The organism is Cetobacterium sp. ZWU0022, from assembly GCF_000800875.1.
Taxonomy (GTDB): Bacteria; Fusobacteriota; Fusobacteriia; order Fusobacteriales; family Fusobacteriaceae; genus Cetobacterium_A.
The window spans coordinates 19,449-38,879 of the sequence record NZ_JRJZ01000181.1; the positions used below are offsets into that span (position 1 = coordinate 19,449).

Sequence of the window (19,431 nt, forward strand, 5' to 3'; positions counted from 1 at the left end):
GCTATGAAAAACACCTATTTTTATGAAGTTGAAAAGATATATGAAAATATAAAAGATAGAATAGAAAGTAGATTAGAAGACTACAGAAGAGTATGGAGAGAAGGGGATAATAAAGCTGTGTATTGTGAATTGGCTTTTTGTATATTGACACCTCAATCTAAAGCTAAAAATGCCTGGAAGGCAATCAGTGAACTAAGGGATTCAAAAATTCTTTTTACAGGTACAGAAGATGAGATTTTACCTTTTTTAAATATAGTTCGTTTTAATAAAACTAAAGCTAAAAACTTATACCTTTTAAGGCAGCAGATGACAGATGAAAAAGGTGAGTTTATAACAAAAGATTTTTTCTCTAGTTTTAATTCTATACTCGAGATGAGAGAATGGATAGTAAAAAATATAAGAGGGATGTCCTATAAGGAAGCAAGTCATTTTTTAAGAAATGTGGGATTTGGAAAAGAGTTAGCAATATTGGATAGACATATTTTGAAAAATTTGGTGGCATTAGAAGTAATAGAAGTAATACCTAAAACGTTATCACCGAAACTTTATAAAGAGATTGAAGAGAAATTGAAAAAATATTGTAAAGAAGTAGGAATTCCGATGGATAATATGGATTTGTTACTTTGGTATTTAGAAGCGAAAGATATATTTAAGTGATGCTTTACTAAAGATTTATTGATAAAACTTGTACTATTATGATATAATTTTTTACATATTTAAATCGTAATTTGTTAAATTTTGGAGGAGAAAAATTGAAGAACGCAGCAATTGTAACTTACGGTTGTCAAATGAATGTCAACGAAAGCGCAAAAATAAAAAAAATATTACAAAATATGGGATATAATATAACAGAGGATGTATCAGAGGCCGATGCAGTATTTTTAAATACATGCACAGTTAGAGAAGGTGCAGCTACTCAAATTTATGGTAAATTAGGAGAGTTAAAAGTTGTAAGAGAAAAAAGAGGAACAATTATAGGAATTACAGGTTGTTTCGCCCAAGAGCAAGGAGAGGAATTAGCAAAAAAATTCCCTATAATTGATATAGTTATGGGAAATCAAAATATAGGAAAAATTCCAGCAGCTCTTGAAAAAATTGAATCTGGAGATTTTAAACATGTTATTTATACAGGAGAAGAGGATGAATTACCTCCGAGATTAGATGCAGAGTTTGATTCTAAGAAAACAGCATCAATTCCAATAACTTATGGATGTAATAACTTCTGTACATATTGTATAGTTCCATATGTTAGAGGAAGAGAAAGATCAGTGCCTATGGATCAAATTTTAGAGGAAGTTAAAGGATTTGTCGAAAAAGATTATAAAGAGATAATGTTATTAGGACAAAATGTAAATTCATATGGAAATGATTTAAAAACAGGAGAAAATTTTGCAACTCTATTAGAAGAGATTTGTAAAATAGAGGGAGAGTTCTTAGTAAGATTCGTTTCACCACATCCAAAAGATTTTGGAGATGACGTAATTGATGTTATCGCTAAAAATGAAAAAATCGCAAGATGTCTACACCTTCCACTTCAAGCAGGATCATCAAAAGTTTTAAAACTAATGAATAGAAAATATACAAAAGAGCAGTATATAGAGTTAGCTGAAAAAATAAAATCAAGAATTCCAGGAGTAGCTTTAACAGCAGATATCATTGTTGGATTCCCTCATGAGACAGAAGAGGACTTCCAAGACACATTGGATGTTGTTTCTAAAGTAAAGTTTGATACAGCATTTATGTTTATGTATTCTCCAAGAGAAGGTACAGCTGCTGCGACTATGGATGGTCAAATAGAGCAAGAAATAAAAAAAGATAGATTAAAGAGATTGATAGATTTACAAAATGAAAACTCTAAAGAAACAAGTTCTACTTACCAAGGAAAAACAGAGAGGGTTTTAGTTGAAGGACCAAGCAAAAAAAATGAAGAAGTTTTAAGTGGAAGAACATCGACGAATAAAATAGTTATCTTTAAAGGAGATAAAGAGTTAGAAGGAACGTTTGTTAATGTAAAAATAAACGAATGCAAAACATGGTCTTTATATGGAGAGATCGTAGAATAGTAACCTCGGAGGTATAATGGATAAATTAGAAAGTTTTTTACTAAAAGAGTTACAAGAGATGGCAAGGCAGATGGAGATAGATTATTCAAGTAGGACCAAAAAAGCTGAAATTGTAGATTTAATAACAGAAGCCATGGAAGCTAAAGAGGGAATGCATTTAGCTTGGGGAAATCTTGAAGTAATGGCGGATGGATATGGATTTTTAAGAAATACTAATGTGGAGAAGGACGTTTATGTATCTGCTTCACAAATAAGAAAATTTAAACTAAGAACAGAAGACTTTATCGTAGGAGAGGTTAGAGAAGCTGTTCAAGGTGAAAATAATTATGGGCTTAGAAAAGTATTGTTAATCAATAGTGGAAGTATCCAAGAAGCAGCAGCAAGGGTTCCATTTGATGAGTTAGTTCCAGCTTATCCTACAGAGTTATTAAAGTTAGAAACAGATTCTAAAAATGTTTCTGGAAGAATAATTGATTTAATAGCTCCTATAGGAAAGGGGCAAAGAGGACTTATTGTAGCACCACCAAAAGCTGGAAAAACAGTTTTAATCAGTAACATCGCTAACTCAATAATAGAAAACAATAAAGGAATCGAAGTTTGGATTTTATTAATAGACGAAAGACCCGAAGAGGTTACAGATATAAAGGAAACAGTAAAAGGAGCTCAAGTTTTTGCATCAACATTCGATGACGATCCAAGAAATCATATAAAGGTTACAGAGTCGTTGTTAGAAAGAGCTAAAAGAAAGATAGAAAATGGAGAAGATATAGTGATCTTAATGGATTCTCTAACAAGATTAGCTAGAGCTTATAACATAGTTATACCATCTAGTGGAAAACTTATATCTGGTGGAATAGATCCAACAGCACTGTACTATCCTAAAAAATTCTTTGGTTCAGCAAGAAATATAAGAAATGGTGGAAGTTTAACTATTTTAGCAACAGCTTTAGTTGATACGGGAAGTAAAATGGATGATGTTATATATGAGGAATTTAAGGGAACAGGAAACCTAGATATCCACTTAGACAGAAATCTTGCAGAACTTAGAATTTACCCATCAATAGATATTCAAAGATCGGGAACAAGAAAAGAGGAGTTACTGATTGAAAAGAAAAAATTAGAATCAATATGGGAGATAAGAAGATATTTAACATCTCTTGATAAAGCAACAGCAACGAAAAAGTTGATAGATACTATTTCATCTACGGAGAGTAACGATAAGCTTATAGAGATGTATGCGAAATCTTTTGCAAGGGGGAAATAGTGAAGGAAGTACTAAAAATATTTGCTATAATAATAGCAGCATTTATAGCTATGTTAATACTAGTTTTTAAACCCTATAAATCAGAAGTTGTAGATTTGAAAAAATTCACAGAATATTACTCTGAAAATACAACGGTTGAAGAGGGTGGAGGTTTTGAGTTAGTAGATGGAAACTTTTATACAATAGAGAAAGAATACAAAATTGGAGTTGATGAGGAGTTCGAAGGAGTTCCTTTAGAAGAAGTAGATTTAAAGCAAGCTTATGAAATTCCAAAATTAGAAAGTTATGTAGTGGCTAATGGAGATACTTTAGGAGCAATAGCAGATAAGAATGGTATATCTTTGGAGGTTTTAAAAGCTAATAATCCGGGAATTTCAAATAGTTTGAAAGTAGGGCAAAAGATAAATGTAGTTAAAGCTAATGGTGTTTTTTATAAAGTTAAAAGAGGAGACTCTCTTTTTAAAATAGCTTTGGCATACAAGGTTGATGTTGATGACTTAAGAAAATACAACAATTTAAGAAATGACAATATTAGAGTTGGAGAGGAACTTTTTATAAACAATCCAAGTGAAGAGAGTTTGAAAAGGCTTACTCAAAGTGGAGGAGTGAAAAGTACAACCACTCAGAGAAACTTTACAATGCCTGTAAAATGGGCAGGAGTTACCAGTCCTTTTGGAAAAAGATTCCATCCAGTATTAAAAAGATATATTCAACATGCAGGGATTGATATGAGAGCTAGATACGTTCCATTGATGGCTTCAAGAGATGGTACGGTTGTGTTCGCAGGATATATGACAGGTTATGGTAAAATTATAAAGATTAACCACGGAAGTGGTTATGAAACTAGATCGGCTCATTTAGAGAAGATGTACGTAAAAGTTGGAGATAAGGTTAAGTCTGGACAGGTTATTGGTCAAACAGGAATGACAGGAAGAGTAACGGGACCTCATCTACATTTTGAAATTAGAAAAAATGGAAAAGCTAATAATCCTATGAATTATTTAGTTAGATAGCCCTAGATTAAACTAGGGCTTTTTTTAGATTTTATATGAGGTGAAAAAATGAGAGAATCTAAAGTTATAAAGGTTGGCAGATTATTAATAGGAGGGGGAAATGAGATTGTAATCCAATCTATGACAAATACTCCAACTCATGATATTGAAAAAACTGTAGCTCAGATAAAGGAGCTTCAAGATGAGGGATGCCAATTAGTAAGAGTAACAGTAAATACAGAAGAAGCTGCAAAAGCTATAAAAGGAATAAAGGAAAAGATTGATATTCCTTTGGTAGCAGATATACATTTTGATTATAGACTAGCATTGCTGGCTATTGAGAATGGGATTGATAAATTGAGAATAAATCCAGGAAATATAGGAAGTGATGAGAAAGTACAGGTTGTTGTAGAAAAAGCTAAAGAGAAAAATATTCCAATAAGAATAGGTGTAAATTCTGGTTCTTTAGAAAAAAGTATTTTAGAAAAATATGGAAAACCAACAGCTGATGGAATGGTTGAAAGTGCACTTTATCATATGAGACTTTTAGAAAAGTTTAATTTTGAAAATATAGTAATATCTTTAAAATCAAGCAATGTAAAGATGATGGTAGAGGCATATAGAAAGTTGGCATCGATGTGTGAGTATCCACTACATTTAGGGGTTACAGAGGCTGGAACAGCATTTCAAGGAACAGTAAAATCAGCGATTGGTATTGGTTCTTTATTAGTGGATGGAATTGGTGATACTATAAGAGTTTCATTAACTGAAAATCCAGTTGAAGAGATTAAAGTAGCTAGGGAGATTTTAAAAGTTTTAGGATTGATAGAGGTTGGAGTAGAGATTGTATCTTGTCCTACTTGTGGAAGAACAGAGATAGATTTAATAGGATTAGCTCATCAAGTTGAAGAAGAGTTTAAAAAAGTTGATAAAAAGATAAAAATAGCTGTGATGGGTTGCGTTGTAAATGGACCTGGAGAAGCCAAAGAGGCCGATTATGGAGTAGCTGGTGGAAAAGGTGTGGGTGTCCTTTTCAAAAAAGGGCAAATAGTCAAAAAAGTTGATGAAAAAGATATTCTTCATGAATTAAAAAAAATGATTGAGGAAGATTTTAATTAAAACTTTTTTGAGCTAATTATAGTCTAAAATTATAAAGCTAAAATAATGAGGTATTTAAATGGATTTTGATCAATTATATAATGAGTATTTTGATAGAATATACTATAAAATACTATCAACAGTAAAAAATGCCGAAGATGCCGAAGACATAGCACAGGAAGTTTTCATTAGTGTTTATAAAAATCTCAAAGGATTTAGAGAGGAAAGTAATATCTATACTTGGATTTATAGAATAGCTATAAACAAGACTTATGATTTTTTCAGAAAGAAAAAACTTAACCTTGAATTGAATGATGAGATTTTGAGTGTTGAAAGTAATGAAGACTTTAATATTCCAATTCTTTTAGAAGAGAAGTTAAAAGAGCTACCTTTCCAAGAGAGGGAGATAGTTGTTTTAAAAGATATATATGGCTATAAGCTGAGGGAGATTGCAGATATGAAAGATATGAATATATCCACAGTAAAAACAATATATTATAAGGCAATTAAAGATATGGGAGGTGTAATATAAATGGTATCTCCAAAAGAGAGAGTAAGAGCTAATATTTATAAAACATTGTTGGAAGAGGAGAAGAAGAAAAAGAAGAAGATGTCTGTTTTTTCTTTATCTCTTTTTGTTGTAGGAGTTTTTACAGGAACTTCATACGATAAAATAATCAATAAGAATATTGCTCCTACTGAGAGTCTAGTAGCTTTTGAATCAGGAGAGTTACAAAAGAAAGTTTCTGAAAAGAAAGATATAGGATTCACAATTGATGATTTATTTCAAGCAGATGAAATAAGGATTAATAGAAGAGATTTTAATACTGAAAATCTTTTTGTTACAGATCTACAAATTTAGTGGAGGATTTTATGAAGAAAATAGTAATGGGACTACTGATACTTGTGGCTAGTGTATCAGCCTATGCAACATCGGGAATAGGGATAGTAAAAGATGATGATTTTAAAGCTGTAGGGGTTAGTCAAGACAATATTGAAAGAGTTAAAATTATAATTGAACAAGCAAGCATTCAATATAAATTGAAAACATTAGATAAAAAAGCTTTAGAGATTGAAATTAATAAATACATATTAGATGGAACAGAAAAAAATCTTGAAAAATTAAATGAATTAGTAGAAAAAATAGGGTTATTAGATGCTGAAATAATAAAAGATAGATTGAAATATCAGATAGAGGTTCAAAAATTTATAACTACAGATCAGTATTTAAAAGCTAGAGAGTTATCATTAAAAAGAATAGCTGAATCGACAGAAAAGCAATAGAATAAAATCTTCTTCTTTATATAGTGTAAGGAAGGAGATTTTTTATTTTATTTTTAAAGTAAGTATGGTATAATTTATAAGTTAAAGTATAGTTATAAAAAGGAGTGAAGATAGTGTTTACTAAATTAGAAGAAGTTATAGTAAGATTTGATGAGTTAACAGAAGCTTTAGGTTCTCCAGAAGTTTTAAGCAATCCAAAAAAAATGATGGAGTGTAATAAGGCATTAAACGATATAACACCTATTGTTGAAAAGTACAAAGAGTATAAGAGATACCAAGAGGATTTAGAGTTTATAAAAGATAATATCAGAGGAGAGAAAGACCCTGATATGAAAGAGATGATGCAAGAGGAATTAAAAGAGATAGAAGAGATAATTCCAAACATCGAACAAGAGATGAAGGTTTTATTATTACCAAAAGATCCTAACGATGACAGAAACGTTATCATAGAGATAAGAGGAGGAGCTGGAGGAGACGAGGCTGCTCTATTTGCTGGAAACTTATTCAGAATGTATACTAGATATGCAGAGAGAAAGAAGTGGAAGATAGAGATAATTGAAAAGCAAGAGATTGGTGTAGGAGGAATAAAGGAAGCTGTATTCTCTATAACTGGTCAAGGTGCTTACTCAAGATTAAAGTTTGAATCTGGAGTTCATAGAGTACAAAGAGTTCCTGAAACTGAATCATCGGGAAGAATTCATACATCAACTGCAACAGTTGCGGTATTACCTGAAGTTGATGAAGTACAAGATGTAAAAATCAATTCATCAGATTTAAAAATTGATACGTTCAGAGCGTCTGGAGCGGGAGGTCAGCACGTTAACATGACTGACTCTGCTGTTAGAATAACTCACTTACCTTCAGGAGTTATTGTTCAATGTCAAGACGAGAGATCACAGTTAAAAAATAGAGAAAAAGCTATGAAACATTTGGCTTCAAAACTATATGAGATGGAGTTAGAGAAGCAAAGATCAGCTGTTGAAAGTGAAAGAAGACTTCAAGTTGGATCAGGAGATAGATCTGAAAAAATCAGAACTTATAACTATCCTCAAGGAAGAATTACTGATCACAGAATTAAGTTTACTGCACATCAACTAGAAGCTTTCTTAGATGGAGATATCGATCATATGATAGATGCTTTAACTACGTTTGCTCAAGCAGAAATGCTTTCAAGTTCAGCGGAGTAATTTATGAAATTACTAGATATATTAAAATTTTCTGAGGAGTATTTGAAAAAATACTCCTTTTCAAAACCCAGATTAGAGAGTGAAAAAATTATATCTCATGTACTGAAGTTAGAAAGAATAACTCTGTATGCTTATTTTGATATGGAATTAAATTTAGAGCAAAAAGAAAAAATAAAAGATTATCTAAAAGCGATGGCTAGAAATAGAGTAACTTTTGATGAATTGCCTAAAGAGGAAAAAAACATAGCTGAGGAAAAAGATTTTTCAGTAGAGAACAGAGAACTTTTACAAAAGAGTATCCAGTATCTACAAAATAATGATGTTGCAGATGCTAAATTAGATGCAGAATATATCTTTGCTCATGTTCTTAATGTTAAAAGAACAGTTCTTTCTTTGAATCTAAGAAGAGAGATAAAGGAAGAGGAGAAATCTGAAATAAAAGAGTTACTTCATAAAAGAGCAAAAGCTAAAAAACCACTTCAATATCTTTTAGGAGAGTGGGAGTTTTATGGATTACCATTTAAAGTTGACGAAAGAGTTTTAATACCTAGAGCTGATACAGAGATTTTAGTAGAGCAGTGTAAATTTATATTGAGTGAGCTTCAAAATCCTAAAGTTTTAGATATTGGAACAGGAAGTGGAGCAATATCTGTAACAATAGCTAAAGAAGTTCCTGATGCAGATGTATTGGGTGCAGATATAAGTACAGATGCTTTAGAAGTAGCAGTAGAAAATAGAAAATTAAATGATGTAGAAAAAAATCTGAAGTTTATAAAATCAGATGTATTTTCAAATATAAAAGATACAGATTATGATATGATAATATCGAATCCACCATATATTCCAAAAGAGGAGTATGAAGAGTTAATGCCTGAGGTTAAGTTACATGAACCTTCTGGAGCACTAACAGATAATGGAGACGGATACTATTTCTATAAGAAAATTTCTGAGGAGTCACCCAAATATCTAAAAGATGGAGGATATTTAGCTTTTGAAGTTGGATATAATCAAGCTTTTGAAGTGAGTGAATTTATGAAAAAAGCTGGATTTGAAATAGTTGGAGTTATAAAAGATTATGCTGGAATAGATAGAGTTGTAATTGGAAGAAAGAGTGGTGAAGAGGGTGTCAACAAAGTTAGTTGATTATGATTATCATCTGCCAGATGAGCTGATTGGACAAAAGCCTAGAGAGCCTAGAGATCACTCGAAGTTGATGATAGTTGATAAAGAGAATCAAAAGATAGAGCACAAACAATTTTTTAATATTATAGATTATTTAAAAGAGGGAGATGTTCTTGTAAGAAATTCAACAAAAGTTATACCTGCTAGACTTTTTGGTAAAAAAGAAACTGGTGGAGTATTGGAAATACTTTTAATTAAAAGAGTTAGTTTAGATACTTGGGAGTGCTTATTAAAGCCCGCTAAGAAATTGAAGGTAGGTCAAAAACTTGAAATTGGAGATAATAAAGAGCTTATTGCTGAACTTATTGAAATAAAAGATGATGGAAATAGAGTTCTGAAATTTTATTATGAAGGAGCATTTGAAGAGGTTCTAGATAAACTTGGAAAGATGCCTTTACCTCCATACATAGTTGAAGCTTTAGAGACAAAAGATAGATATCAAACTGTATATGCTATAAAAGGAGAATCAGTTGCTGCTCCAACAGCTGGACTGCATTTTACAACTGAACTTTTAGAAAAAATAAAAGCCAAAGGAATAGAGATTCTAGATGTATTTTTAGAAGTTGGATTAGGAACATTTAGACCGGTTCAAACTGAGGATGTTTTAGATCATAAGATGCATGAAGAGATTTTTGAAATACCGGAATATACAGTAGAAAGAATAAAAAAAGCAAAAGTTGAAAATAGAAGAGTTATTGCAGTTGGAACAACGACTGTTAGAGCTTTGGAATCATCATTAGATGAAGAGGGAAATTTAGTTTCGAAAATAGGTTCTACAGATATATTTATATATCCAGGATATGAATTTAAAGTTTTAGATGCTCTTATAACAAATTTCCATCTTCCAAAGTCGACACTTCTGATGTTGGTTTCGGCGTTTTCAACGAGAGAGTTTATGTTAGATGTATATAATGAGGCTGTAAAAGAGGAGTATCACTTCTTCAGTTTCGGAGATGCAATGTTTATTTGCTAGTAAAAGTGAGGTATAGTTATGAGAATAATTGCTGGTGAAGCAAAAGGAAAAAGATTAGAGTGTAGAAAAGGTGTAGATACAAGACCTACACAAGATAGTATAAAAGAGTCTCTTTTCTCAATAATAGCACCATATATAACAGATGCGAGATTCTTAGATCTGTTTAGTGGAACAGGAAATATAGCTTTAGAAGCTTTAAGTAGAGGAGCTAAAAGAGCTGTAATGATCGAGAAAGATCAAGAGGCATTAAAATATATAATAAAAAATATAAATAATTTAGGCTATGAAAATAAATCGAGAGCTTATAAGAATGAAGTTTTAAGAGCTGTTGAGATTTTAGGTAGAAAAGGTGAAAAGTTCGATATAATATTCATGGACCCTCCTTATAAAGATGAGGTATGTGAAAGAGTTATGAGAGCTGTATCTAAGGCTAACTTATTAGCTGAAGATGGACTTATAATTTGTGAGCATCATATGTTTGAAGATATGGCTGATGAAGTTGGAGAGTTCAGAAAAACAGATGAGAGAAAATATGGGAAAAAAGTTGTAACGTTCTATACAAGATAAATATAGGGGGTGGATTCATGAAAAAGGATAGTTTTGAGTTTAATATTAATGAGATTGATATGATAATTGAAAAATTAGATAGTGGTGAGTTATCTTTAGATGAATCAATAAAAGAGTATGAAAAAGCTATGAAGTTATTGAAAAAATCTTCTGATCTTTTAAATAAAGCAGAGGGAAAAATAATAAAAGTAGCATTAAATGGTGAAGAGATAGAGTTAGAGGTGGAAGAGGATGCTTAAAAATCACTTGAAATCTAGAAGAGAATTAATAGATTCTAAGATAGAGTTTTATCTAAATAAATTGGAGTATCCAAATGTTATTGCAGAGGGGATGAGGTACTCTGTTTTGAACGGTGGAAAAAGATTAAGACCAATTCTCTTGTTGATGGTGTTAGATCTTTATAAAAAAGATTTAGAGCTAGGGATTCCATCAGCGGTAGCTATTGAGCTAATTCATTCATACTCTTTAGTGCATGATGATCTACCCGCTTTAGATAATGATGATTATAGAAGAGGTAAACTTACAACTCATAAAAAATTTGGAGAAGCAGAAGCGATACTTATAGGTGATGCGTTGCTAACTCATTCTTTCTCTATTGTTGCTGATGAAAGTGAGGGAGTAGAGGCTTCAAAGCTTTTAAAAATTATAGGAAAAATATCTAGATATGCTGGTATAAACGGAATGATTGGTGGCCAGATGGTAGATATAGAAAGTGAAAAGAAAAAGGTTTCGTTAGAAACATTAGAGTATATTCATACCAATAAAACAGGGAAGCTTTTAAAGTTGCCAGTAGAGATTGGGGCTATAATTTCTGATGCGACAAAAGAGGAGTACGCAGCTTTGGAAAAATATTCAGAATTGATTGGCTTGGCTTTTCAAATAAAGGATGATATTTTAGATATTGAAGGTGATTTTGAAAAGATAGGTAAACCAGTAGGAAGTGATTTAGAGCTAGAGAAAACTACTTATCCAAGTATTTTCGGAATCGAGAAAAGTAAACAAATATTGAAAGATGTTGTTGAAGAAGCTAAAAATAGTTTGGGCGTTTTTCAAAAAGAAAGAGTTCGAATGTTTGTAGAATTAGCTGATTATATTGCTTTTAGAGAAAACTAAAGGGAGCTTTTTTAAGCTCCCTTTTTATTATTTCTTAGTTTTTATTTGACTTTCAAGCTCAGCTTTTCTAGTATTTTCTCCGTTTAGGATATAGATTAGATCACTTGCTAAATGAATTATATGGTCTGATAGTCTTTCGAATTTTTTATCAAGTAACATAAGTTCAGATCCACCAACAACATTTTCAGGAGTTTCTTTCATTTTTCCTAAGAAGTATGCAGTGTTTTCATCAATCAGATCATCAATCTCTTCATCTAAATAAAGGATGTTATAAAGCAAACTTACGTCTTCATTTAGGAAAGCCTCAACATACATTCCAAAAAGTCCTCTAATTTTTTTGGCAATTGGTAAAACTCTTTCGTTCATAGCGTAAGCTAAATTAGGTGATTTTTTTTCAATATCCTTAATAAGAGTAAGGTTTGCTTTTAAAAGGTCACCCATTCTTTCTAAAACTCTTACACTGTTAATTATCATAACTAACTTTCTAAGATTTTTAGCAGCAGGTTGGAATCTTGCCATTGTGATTATAGAGTCCTCTTTTAACTTAACTTCAAAAGAGTTTATAAAATCCTCTATCATTTTCGCTTCTCCATAAAGAGTTGGGTTGAAGCTATTATTTTGAAGCATTTCTAAGTTAACGTCAAAATTTCTTCCAACATATTTTAATGTTTCTAAATAGTGTTCATCTAATGCTTTTAAAGATTCAATTAAAGTTCTCATAAAATCTCCTTTTTATCCGAATTTTCCTGTGATATAATCCTCAGTCTTTTTAACTTTAGGTGTAGTGAAGATTTTAGAAGTTTCATCAAACTCTTCTAGAACACCTTGATAGAAAAATCCTGTGTAATCTGATATTCTTGATGCTTGTTGCATGTTGTGAGTAACGATAACGATACTGTAGTTTTTAGCTAATTCAACAATAAGTTCTTCTATTTTAGCAGTAGAGATTGGATCAAGAGCTGAAGTTGGCTCATCCATAAGCAGTATTTCAGGGTTGATAGATATAGCTCTAGCTATACAAAGTCTTTGTTGTTGTCCACCAGATAAACCAAGAGCTGATTGATGAAGTTTATCTTTAACTTCATCCCAAAGAGCAACAGCTTTTAAAGACGATTCAACGATTTCATCTAATTTTTTCTTATCAGTTTCTCCATGTAATTTAGGAGCGTAAACCAAGTTTTCATATATCGATTTAGGGAAAGGATTAGGCTTTTGGAAAACCATTCCAACTTTTTTTCTAAGTTCAACAATATCAAATTGTTTATCAAATACATTTTGATCGTCTAAAAGTATTTCACCTTCATATTTAACTCCAGTTATTAAATCGTTCATTCTATTTATAGATCTTAAGAAAGTCGACTTTCCACAACCAGATGGACCGATTAAGGCAGTAACTTTATTTTTTAATATATCCATACTGATACCTTTTAAGGCTTTAAAATCACCGTAGTAAAAGTTGAAATCTTTAACAGATATTCTAACATCTTGTTTCATATTATATATTCCTCCAAATTAAATGAGATTATTATTTTTCAAATTTATTTCTAATATATGCACCAATAAGATTGAATCCAACAGTTATAAATACAAGGATAAATAGAGTTCCGTGCATATTGCTTTGAGGCATATTTGGAACTTGTGTAGATATAACATATAGGTGATATGGTAATGCCATAACCTGATCAAATATTGATTGAGGCAGGAATGGTAGATAGAATGCAGCAGCAGTAAATAGTATAGGTGCTGTTTCTCCAGCAGCTCTAGATATACTTAAAATAACTCCAGTTGAGATTCCAGGAAGTGCTGCAGGGATAACAATTTTAGAAACAGTTTCCCATTTTGTTGCTCCAAGAGCAAGAGATGCTTCTCTTAAACTGTTAGGAACAGCTAGTAGTGATTCTCTAGTTGCAGTAATGATAACTGGTAAACACATTATACCAAGTGTTAGCGATCCTGATAAGATAGAAACACCTAGTTTGAAATATATTACAAATAGTGACATTCCGAAAAGTCCATATATGATACTTGGAATTCCAGCTAAGTTTATTATAGTTAAGTTGATTAATCTTGTTAAAAGATTTTCTTTGGCGTACTCAACAAGGTAAACACCGGTAAAAATTCCGAAAGGAACAGAAACTGCTATAGTTCCTAGCGTTAAATAGATTGTTCCGACGATAGCTGGGAAGATTCCACCTGCTCTCATTCCTCTTCTAGGAACTTCAGTTAAGAATTCCCAAGTGATGGCAGGAACACCTTTGTAAATTATATAACCTAATATTAGAAAGATAGGTACAACAGCAAATAAAGCAACAGACTTAATTAACAGTTCGATAAATGTACCGCTTTTTCCTTTTAAAATATTCATTTTTTACTCCTCCTATTTACCCATTAACTTTCTTGATTTACGGATATATTTATCAGCGATACTGTTTGTTAAGAAACTGATGGCAAATAAAACTAACCCAATAGCAAATAAAGCATGGTAGTGTTTACTTCCTTGAACAACTTCTCCCATTTCAGCAGCTATTGTAGCTGTTAGTGTTCTTACAGGAGAAAGTGGTGTTGTTGCCATTATTGGTGCATTTCCTGTAATCATAAGAACGGCCATTGTTTCACCAATAATTCTTCCGAATCCCAACATTATACCAGCGAATATTCCTGGGAAAGCCGCAGGTAAAAGAACTTTGAAAACAGTTTCAAGTTTGTTTGCACCAAGAGCAAGAGAAGCCTCTCTATATGATTTATCTAAAGCGTTTAATGCATCGTCTGATAAACTTACTATAGTAGGGATAGCCATAAATGAAAGCATTATTCCACCTGTTAAAGCATTTAATCCACTAGGTAAACCAAAAGTTGTTTTTACAAATCCTGAAAGAACATAAAGTCCTAAATAACCAAGAACAACCGATGGTAGAGCTGACATTGTTTCTATAATAATTTTTAATGTTTTTTTTGTTTTTTTACTAGCAAACTCTGATAGATATATAGTTGTAGTTATTCCTATAGGAACAGAGATTCCTAAAGCAACTACTGTTACCCAAAATGATCCAACTAATAAAGGTAAAAGACCATATTTTCCAGAAAGAGAGATCCATTCAGTTCCAGTGAAGAATTTTGAAATTGGATATTCTTTAAAGAAAGATAAACTATTTACTAAAATAAAGATGAAAATAAGTATAACGATTAGAATATTAAAGATTCCGACAACTGAGTGAACACCACTCATCACTGAGTCTTTAATCTTTCTTATACTATGCATGATAACCTCCTAAGCCTATGTTAAAAAATTAAAAAAATTTTAAACTATTTTTAAACAAAAATTTAAATTCACTATGAATATAATATATCTTACTTGTTAAAATAGAATTAATAGTATGTAAAAAAACTGTAAAATATTTTTTACAGTTTTTTTACATTAATTTTAAACTAGATTAACATAGATGTTCTATACTAGTTTTGAGAATAAAAAAAGGAAATAAAATTTAAGATAAAATTTAGGAGGAGTTTAGAGAATGAAAATGAAAAAGTTTTTTCTAATGGGATTAATGGCAATGATGGGAACAACAGCTTTAGCATCAAAAGTTATTCAAGTAAAAGGGTCAGATACAATAGTTAATGTATCTCAATACATCGCAGAAGAGTACATGGGGAAAAATAAAGATGCGAGAATAGCTGTAACTGGTGGAGGTTCAGGTGTAGGAATTTCATCTTTAATCAACGGAACTGCAGATATCGGAATGGCATCAAGAAACATAAAAGCACAAGAGTTAAAAACAGCAGAAGATAAAGGTTTAAAAATTAAAGAGGTTGTTTTAGGATACGATGGAATAACAGTAATTGTAAACGAAAATAACAAATTAGATAATGTTAACCACCTAGATTTAGCAAAAATATTCAGAGGAGAGATCACTAACTGGAAAGAGTTAGGAGGAGACGACGCAGCGATTGTTGTTTTATCAAGAGACTCATCATCAGGAACTCATGAATTTTTCAAAGAGCATATTGTAAGAGAAGAGAATACTAAGAAAGATGCAGAGTATGGAAGAAACACTTTATACATGCCATCAAATGAAGCTATAAAGCAAGAAGCTAAAAATAATAAATATGCAATTGGATATATTGGAATGGGATATATGGACAAATCTGTTAAAAGTTTAAAAGTTGACGCTATCGAGCCAAACGTACAAAACGTAGCAGATAAAAAATACCCGATCGCTAGAGAGATCTATTGGTATGTTATAGATACAGATAACAAAGATGTAAAAGGATTAGTTGATTTTGCATTATCAGCAGATGGACAAAGAGTAGTTTCAGACGAAGGATTTGTTCCAGCAAAATAGCATTATATAGGTGTCCTAATTTAAATGGGACGCCTTTTTTATATTTGTGATATAATAATAAAAAACAGATGGGAGAGATGAGATGAAGGTACTAGTAGTTGAAGATGATTTAGAAATACAAGCGTTAATAAATTACTATTTTACAAAAGAGGGGTATAAAGTAACTGTAGCTTCTGATGGATTAGAAGGGCTAAAGTATTTGAAAAAGGATAAGCACGAATTAATCATCTTAGATTTAATGTTACCTAATTTAGATGGAATAAATTTTACTAAAATTGTTAAAGAGATGGAAGATGAGTATGGAACACCATATATTGTAATGTTAACAGCAAAAACAGAAGTTGAAGATGTACTTAAAGGACTTGAAATAGGTGCAGATGATTATATGAAAAAACCTTTTGACCCAAGAGAGTTATTGTTAAGAGGTAAAAAATTACTTAATCAACAGGAGAAAAATAAAAAAATAAGAAATAGATTCTTAGAATTAGAGATAGATGAAGATAAACATTTAGTTACAAATAGTGGAGAGGAAGTTGAACTTTCTAAAAAAGAGTATGACTTGCTTCTGCTTTTAGTAAAAAATAAAGGGATAGTTGTCAGTAGAGAAAAAATATTGGATAAAGTTTGGGGAAGTAATTACTATTCAGGAGATAGAACAGTAGATGTGTATATTTCTAAATTGAGAGAAAAAATACCATTTTTAACTGAGTGTATAAAAACAGTAAAAGGAGTTGGGTACAGATTAGAAGAAAAGAGATAATTGCTCTTTTTTTTATAGTGATGATAGAGATAATATTTATAACGACAAATATATCTTTCTTATCAGCCTTATATAAAGATGGAGCAAAGAATAGTTTAAAAGAAAATGTATTTATCATATCTAACTTAATAAAAGAGTATGAAAAAGAGGACTATCAACAAATATTCGAGAATTCAGATATGAGATTTAATATAATCGCTTTAGATGGAAAAGTGATTTATGATTCAAGAAAGTATAATGAAGAGGAAAAACTAGAAAATCACGGAAATAGAAAAGAAGTTTTAGAGGTCAGAGACACAGGAACAGGATTTGATATTAGAAAAAGCACTATTTCAGATGAAACCATGGCATATTATGCTGTAAAAAGAGTTAATAGAGAGGGAGAAAGAGTTGTAGTTAGAGTTTCTAAAAACTATGGAGAAACTTTAAGAATGCTAAGACTTATTCTTGTAGCAGAATTGCTATTCTTTACTTTTTTAAATTTTATAATACATGCTTTTTATAAAAATTATTTAAAAAGAGATTTGTATAAAAAGATAGAAGTTATTGAAGATTTTTTGAAAGAAAAAGGAAATGGTGAAAATCTATACTTTGAAAAAGATCCATGGATATTAAATCTTTGGGATGTTGTACAAAAATGGCAAAAACAAAATTTAGAAAATATAATTAATCTGAATAGAGAAAAAAGAATTCTTCATCAAATTATAACATCGATAGATTCTTCAATTTGTCTATTTGATGAAAAATTACAGCTGATAATAAAAAATAGTAAATTTAACTATCTTTATGAGAAGGATAAAATCAATTATTTAAATTTAATTAAAGATTTAGAGATAATAGAGGTAGTAAAAAAAGCTATAAATGAAAAGCAGAATCAAAAAGCTGAAGTTTATATATTGAGATTAAAGAGATATTTTAGTGTCAATGTAAAATATTTAGATCAAGATCAAAGGTATCTTTTATCAGTTAAGGATATAACTGCAACTAAAGGAATGATTGAAGTTCAAAAAACATTTATAAGTAATGTAAGTCACGAGTTGAAAACACCTTTAACAAATATAAAAGGTTATGTAATTGCTTTAGAAGATGCTCCAGAGCCGTTGAAAATACAGTTTATAAAAACTATAAAAAATAATATAGATAAACTAGAGAATATAATTATAGATTTTTTAAATATAAGTAAAATTGAAAGTTCAAATATAGTTAATGTGGAAAAGGTACCTGTAAGTAGATTAAAGTCAGAGTTGCAAGCTGTATTGAACGAAAGAATAAAAACGAGTGAAGCGAGTATAACTTATAATTTAAATCTTTTGAACAAGGATGAAGAATTGAAAATTGATTTTGAAAAAGTATTAACAATTCTTAAAAATCTAGTTGAAAATGCTATAATTTACAGAGGTACAAGAGTTCCTGAAATAGAGATATCTATAATAGAAACGAAAAGTAGATATAAAATAGGTGTAAAAGATAATGGTGTTGGAATAGGTCCAGAAGAGGTTGAGAAAGTATTCGAGAGGTTCTATAGAGTTGATAAAGCTAGAACAAGTAATAAAGCTGGAACTGGATTAGGACTTTCAATTGTAAAAGAGTTGGTAGAAAGATGTGGCGGAAAAATAGATGTAATTTCTAAAGAAGGAAAAGGGACTATTTTTATTTTTACGATCCTTAAATAGGAATTTACAAATCTAAAGGGATATGCTATAGTAAATTAGAACAAAACAACCAAAAAAAGGGGGATAAAATGGCTAAGTTAAGAAGTGTAGTAGTAGCACATGCAGCACAAATGAGTCAACAAATAGGAGGAGCTGTAGATATTTTTGGCTCTTTTGATAATATAATTCAACCGTTATTTCCTCATCCAATGATGAGATTATCAATTGTTTTAACATTTGAGGAAATTACAAAACCTACAGTATTTGAAGTAAGATTAAATGGACCTGATGATGATCTTATCTCTAGAGGGGAGTTAACTCCTATGGTAGATCCTTTAGGTGTAGGGAAAAAAATTGTGGATATTGACAAGTTTTTAGTGAAGACTAGAGGAAGATATACAATAGATGTATTTGAAAAAGAAGGCGAAGAGTTAAAGTTTATAAAAACAGAAACTTTATTTATTGCAGAATACCCACCTCAAAGAAGATTCTCAGAAGAGCAAGTTGAAGAGATTGCAAAAAATGATGAATTAATTAGAAGTGTAAAAACTGAGTTTAAACCATTTGGATTTGAAAATCCTATAAAATTACAACATAACTTGCTAAAAGATGCTCCTATTGAAGAAGGATTCTTAGCAATTCCTGAAAGCGATAAACTAGAAATAGAAGGGCAAGAGATTGATTTAACAGGAGTTAGAAGACAAATTGAATGGATGTTTGGAAATCCTATTCCAAAAGAGGAAGCTGCACCTGAAACAAATGAGTCTGAAGAAAAATAGTTGATTAGAGCTGCTTTTAAAGCAGCTTTTTTTATTTTTTTCAAAAAAGTATTTGACATAGGATAAAAAGTATGGTACTATTTCTATGTACGGAAGGTTACCCTAACTGGTAAGGAACCGGTCTTGAAAACCGGCGTCGCAAGACTTCAGAGTTCGAGTCTCTGACCTTCCGCCATA

General features: G+C 31.0%; 22 protein-coding genes and 1 tRNA gene. 19 read left to right on the top strand and 4 right to left on the bottom strand.

Annotated elements, in window-relative coordinates; all coding sequences use genetic code 11:
- Positions 1–3 precede the first annotated feature (3 nt).
- The 14 genes from L988_RS12105 to L988_RS12170 all read left to right on the top strand — a co-directional run bounded on the left by L988_RS12105 (position 4) and on the right by L988_RS12170 (position 11,723).
- Positions 4–657, top strand: a complete 654-nt coding sequence (locus tag L988_RS12105; protein ID WP_047384618.1) for an N-glycosylase/DNA lyase — start codon at positions 4–6, stop codon at positions 655–657.
- Positions 658–752: 95 nt separating this feature from the next.
- Positions 753–2,063 (top strand): tRNA (N6-isopentenyl adenosine(37)-C2)-methylthiotransferase MiaB, encoded by a 1,311-nt coding sequence (miaB, locus tag L988_RS12110; RefSeq protein ID WP_047384620.1) that lies wholly within the window; start codon positions 753–755, stop codon positions 2,061–2,063.
- A 16-nt stretch (positions 2,064–2,079) separates the two neighbouring features.
- Positions 2,080–3,327, top strand: coding sequence for a transcription termination factor Rho (gene rho / locus L988_RS12115; RefSeq protein WP_047384622.1), 1,248 nt, complete (start codon positions 2,080–2,082; stop codon positions 3,325–3,327).
- Complete coding sequence (locus L988_RS14090) at positions 3,327–4,340, top strand: M23 family metallopeptidase (protein WP_047384623.1); 1,014 nt, start codon at positions 3,327–3,329, stop codon at positions 4,338–4,340. Before rho ends, L988_RS14090 begins: the two co-directional genes overlap by 1 nt.
- A gap of 48 nt (positions 4,341–4,388) precedes the next feature.
- Positions 4,389–5,438 (top strand): flavodoxin-dependent (E)-4-hydroxy-3-methylbut-2-enyl-diphosphate synthase, encoded by a 1,050-nt coding sequence (gene ispG, locus L988_RS12125; protein ID WP_047384624.1) that lies wholly within the window; start codon positions 4,389–4,391, stop codon positions 5,436–5,438.
- A gap of 58 nt (positions 5,439–5,496) precedes the next feature.
- Complete coding sequence (locus L988_RS12130) at positions 5,497–5,949, top strand: RNA polymerase sigma factor (RefSeq protein ID WP_047384626.1); 453 nt, start codon at positions 5,497–5,499, stop codon at positions 5,947–5,949.
- Positions 5,950–6,279 (top strand): hypothetical protein, encoded by a 330-nt coding sequence (locus L988_RS12135; protein WP_047384628.1) that lies wholly within the window; start codon positions 5,950–5,952, stop codon positions 6,277–6,279. It begins immediately after the preceding gene.
- A gap of 11 nt (positions 6,280–6,290) precedes the next feature.
- Positions 6,291–6,701, top strand: coding sequence for a hypothetical protein (locus L988_RS12140; RefSeq protein ID WP_047384630.1), 411 nt, complete (start codon positions 6,291–6,293; stop codon positions 6,699–6,701).
- Positions 6,702–6,814: 113 nt separating this feature from the next.
- On the top strand, positions 6,815–7,888 hold the full coding sequence (prfA, locus tag L988_RS12145) for a peptide chain release factor 1 (protein WP_047384633.1): 1,074 nt from the start codon (positions 6,815–6,817) through the stop codon (positions 7,886–7,888).
- Between the two features lie 3 nt (positions 7,889–7,891).
- A complete protein-coding gene (gene prmC / locus L988_RS12150; RefSeq protein WP_047384635.1) occupies positions 7,892–9,031 on the top strand; it encodes a peptide chain release factor N(5)-glutamine methyltransferase in 1,140 nt (379 codons plus the stop codon).
- A complete protein-coding gene (gene queA, locus L988_RS12155; protein WP_047384636.1) occupies positions 9,012–10,043 on the top strand; it encodes a tRNA preQ1(34) S-adenosylmethionine ribosyltransferase-isomerase QueA in 1,032 nt (343 codons plus the stop codon). The genes prmC and queA overlap by 20 nt, the downstream gene beginning before the upstream one ends.
- 18 nt (positions 10,044–10,061) lie before the next feature.
- Positions 10,062–10,610 (top strand): 16S rRNA (guanine(966)-N(2))-methyltransferase RsmD, encoded by a 549-nt coding sequence (gene rsmD, locus L988_RS12160; protein ID WP_047384638.1) that lies wholly within the window; start codon positions 10,062–10,064, stop codon positions 10,608–10,610.
- Between the two features lie 17 nt (positions 10,611–10,627).
- Complete coding sequence (xseB, locus tag L988_RS12165; RefSeq protein WP_047384640.1) at positions 10,628–10,849, top strand: exodeoxyribonuclease VII small subunit; 222 nt, start codon at positions 10,628–10,630, stop codon at positions 10,847–10,849.
- On the top strand, positions 10,842–11,723 hold the full coding sequence (locus L988_RS12170) for a polyprenyl synthetase family protein (protein WP_047384641.1): 882 nt from the start codon (positions 10,842–10,844) through the stop codon (positions 11,721–11,723). Before xseB ends, L988_RS12170 begins: the two co-directional genes overlap by 8 nt.
- 27 nt (positions 11,724–11,750) lie before the next feature.
- On the opposite strand, the gene L988_RS12175 is transcribed toward L988_RS12170, so the two are convergent.
- From L988_RS12175 to pstC, 4 genes are read right to left on the bottom strand one after another with little or no spacing between them, the layout of a single operon-like run.
- Positions 11,751–12,443, bottom strand: coding sequence for a PhoU domain-containing protein (locus L988_RS12175; protein WP_047384643.1), 693 nt, complete (start codon positions 12,441–12,443; stop codon positions 11,751–11,753).
- Positions 12,444–12,455: 12 nt separating this feature from the next.
- Complete coding sequence (pstB, locus tag L988_RS12180; RefSeq protein WP_047384644.1) at positions 12,456–13,217, bottom strand: phosphate ABC transporter ATP-binding protein PstB; 762 nt, start codon at positions 13,215–13,217, stop codon at positions 12,456–12,458.
- Positions 13,218–13,248: 31 nt separating this feature from the next.
- Positions 13,249–14,088: a phosphate ABC transporter permease PstA gene (gene pstA / locus L988_RS12185; protein WP_047384645.1), complete on the bottom strand. Its 840-nt coding sequence runs from the start codon at positions 14,086–14,088 to the stop codon at positions 13,249–13,251.
- Between the two features lie 12 nt (positions 14,089–14,100).
- Positions 14,101–14,982 (bottom strand): phosphate ABC transporter permease subunit PstC, encoded by an 882-nt coding sequence (gene pstC / locus L988_RS12190; RefSeq protein ID WP_047384647.1) that lies wholly within the window; start codon positions 14,980–14,982, stop codon positions 14,101–14,103.
- 253 nt (positions 14,983–15,235) lie between these two features.
- Between pstC and L988_RS12195 the strand changes: the two genes are divergently transcribed.
- The 5 genes from L988_RS12195 to L988_RS12215 all read left to right on the top strand — a co-directional run bounded on the left by L988_RS12195 (position 15,236) and on the right by L988_RS12215 (position 19,429).
- Complete coding sequence (locus L988_RS12195; RefSeq protein WP_231549775.1) at positions 15,236–16,063, top strand: PstS family phosphate ABC transporter substrate-binding protein; 828 nt, start codon at positions 15,236–15,238, stop codon at positions 16,061–16,063.
- A gap of 82 nt (positions 16,064–16,145) precedes the next feature.
- Positions 16,146–16,823, top strand: coding sequence for a response regulator transcription factor (locus L988_RS12200; RefSeq protein ID WP_047384648.1), 678 nt, complete (start codon positions 16,146–16,148; stop codon positions 16,821–16,823).
- Positions 16,824–16,843: 20 nt separating this feature from the next.
- On the top strand, positions 16,844–18,496 hold the full coding sequence (locus tag L988_RS12205; protein ID WP_156111967.1) for an ATP-binding protein: 1,653 nt from the start codon (positions 16,844–16,846) through the stop codon (positions 18,494–18,496).
- Positions 18,497–18,564: 68 nt separating this feature from the next.
- A complete protein-coding gene (locus L988_RS12210) occupies positions 18,565–19,254 on the top strand; it encodes a hypothetical protein (protein WP_047384652.1) in 690 nt (229 codons plus the stop codon).
- 91 nt (positions 19,255–19,345) lie between these two features.
- Positions 19,346–19,429 (top strand) — tRNA-Ser (locus tag L988_RS12215).
- The last annotated feature ends 2 nt before the right edge of the window (positions 19,430–19,431 follow it).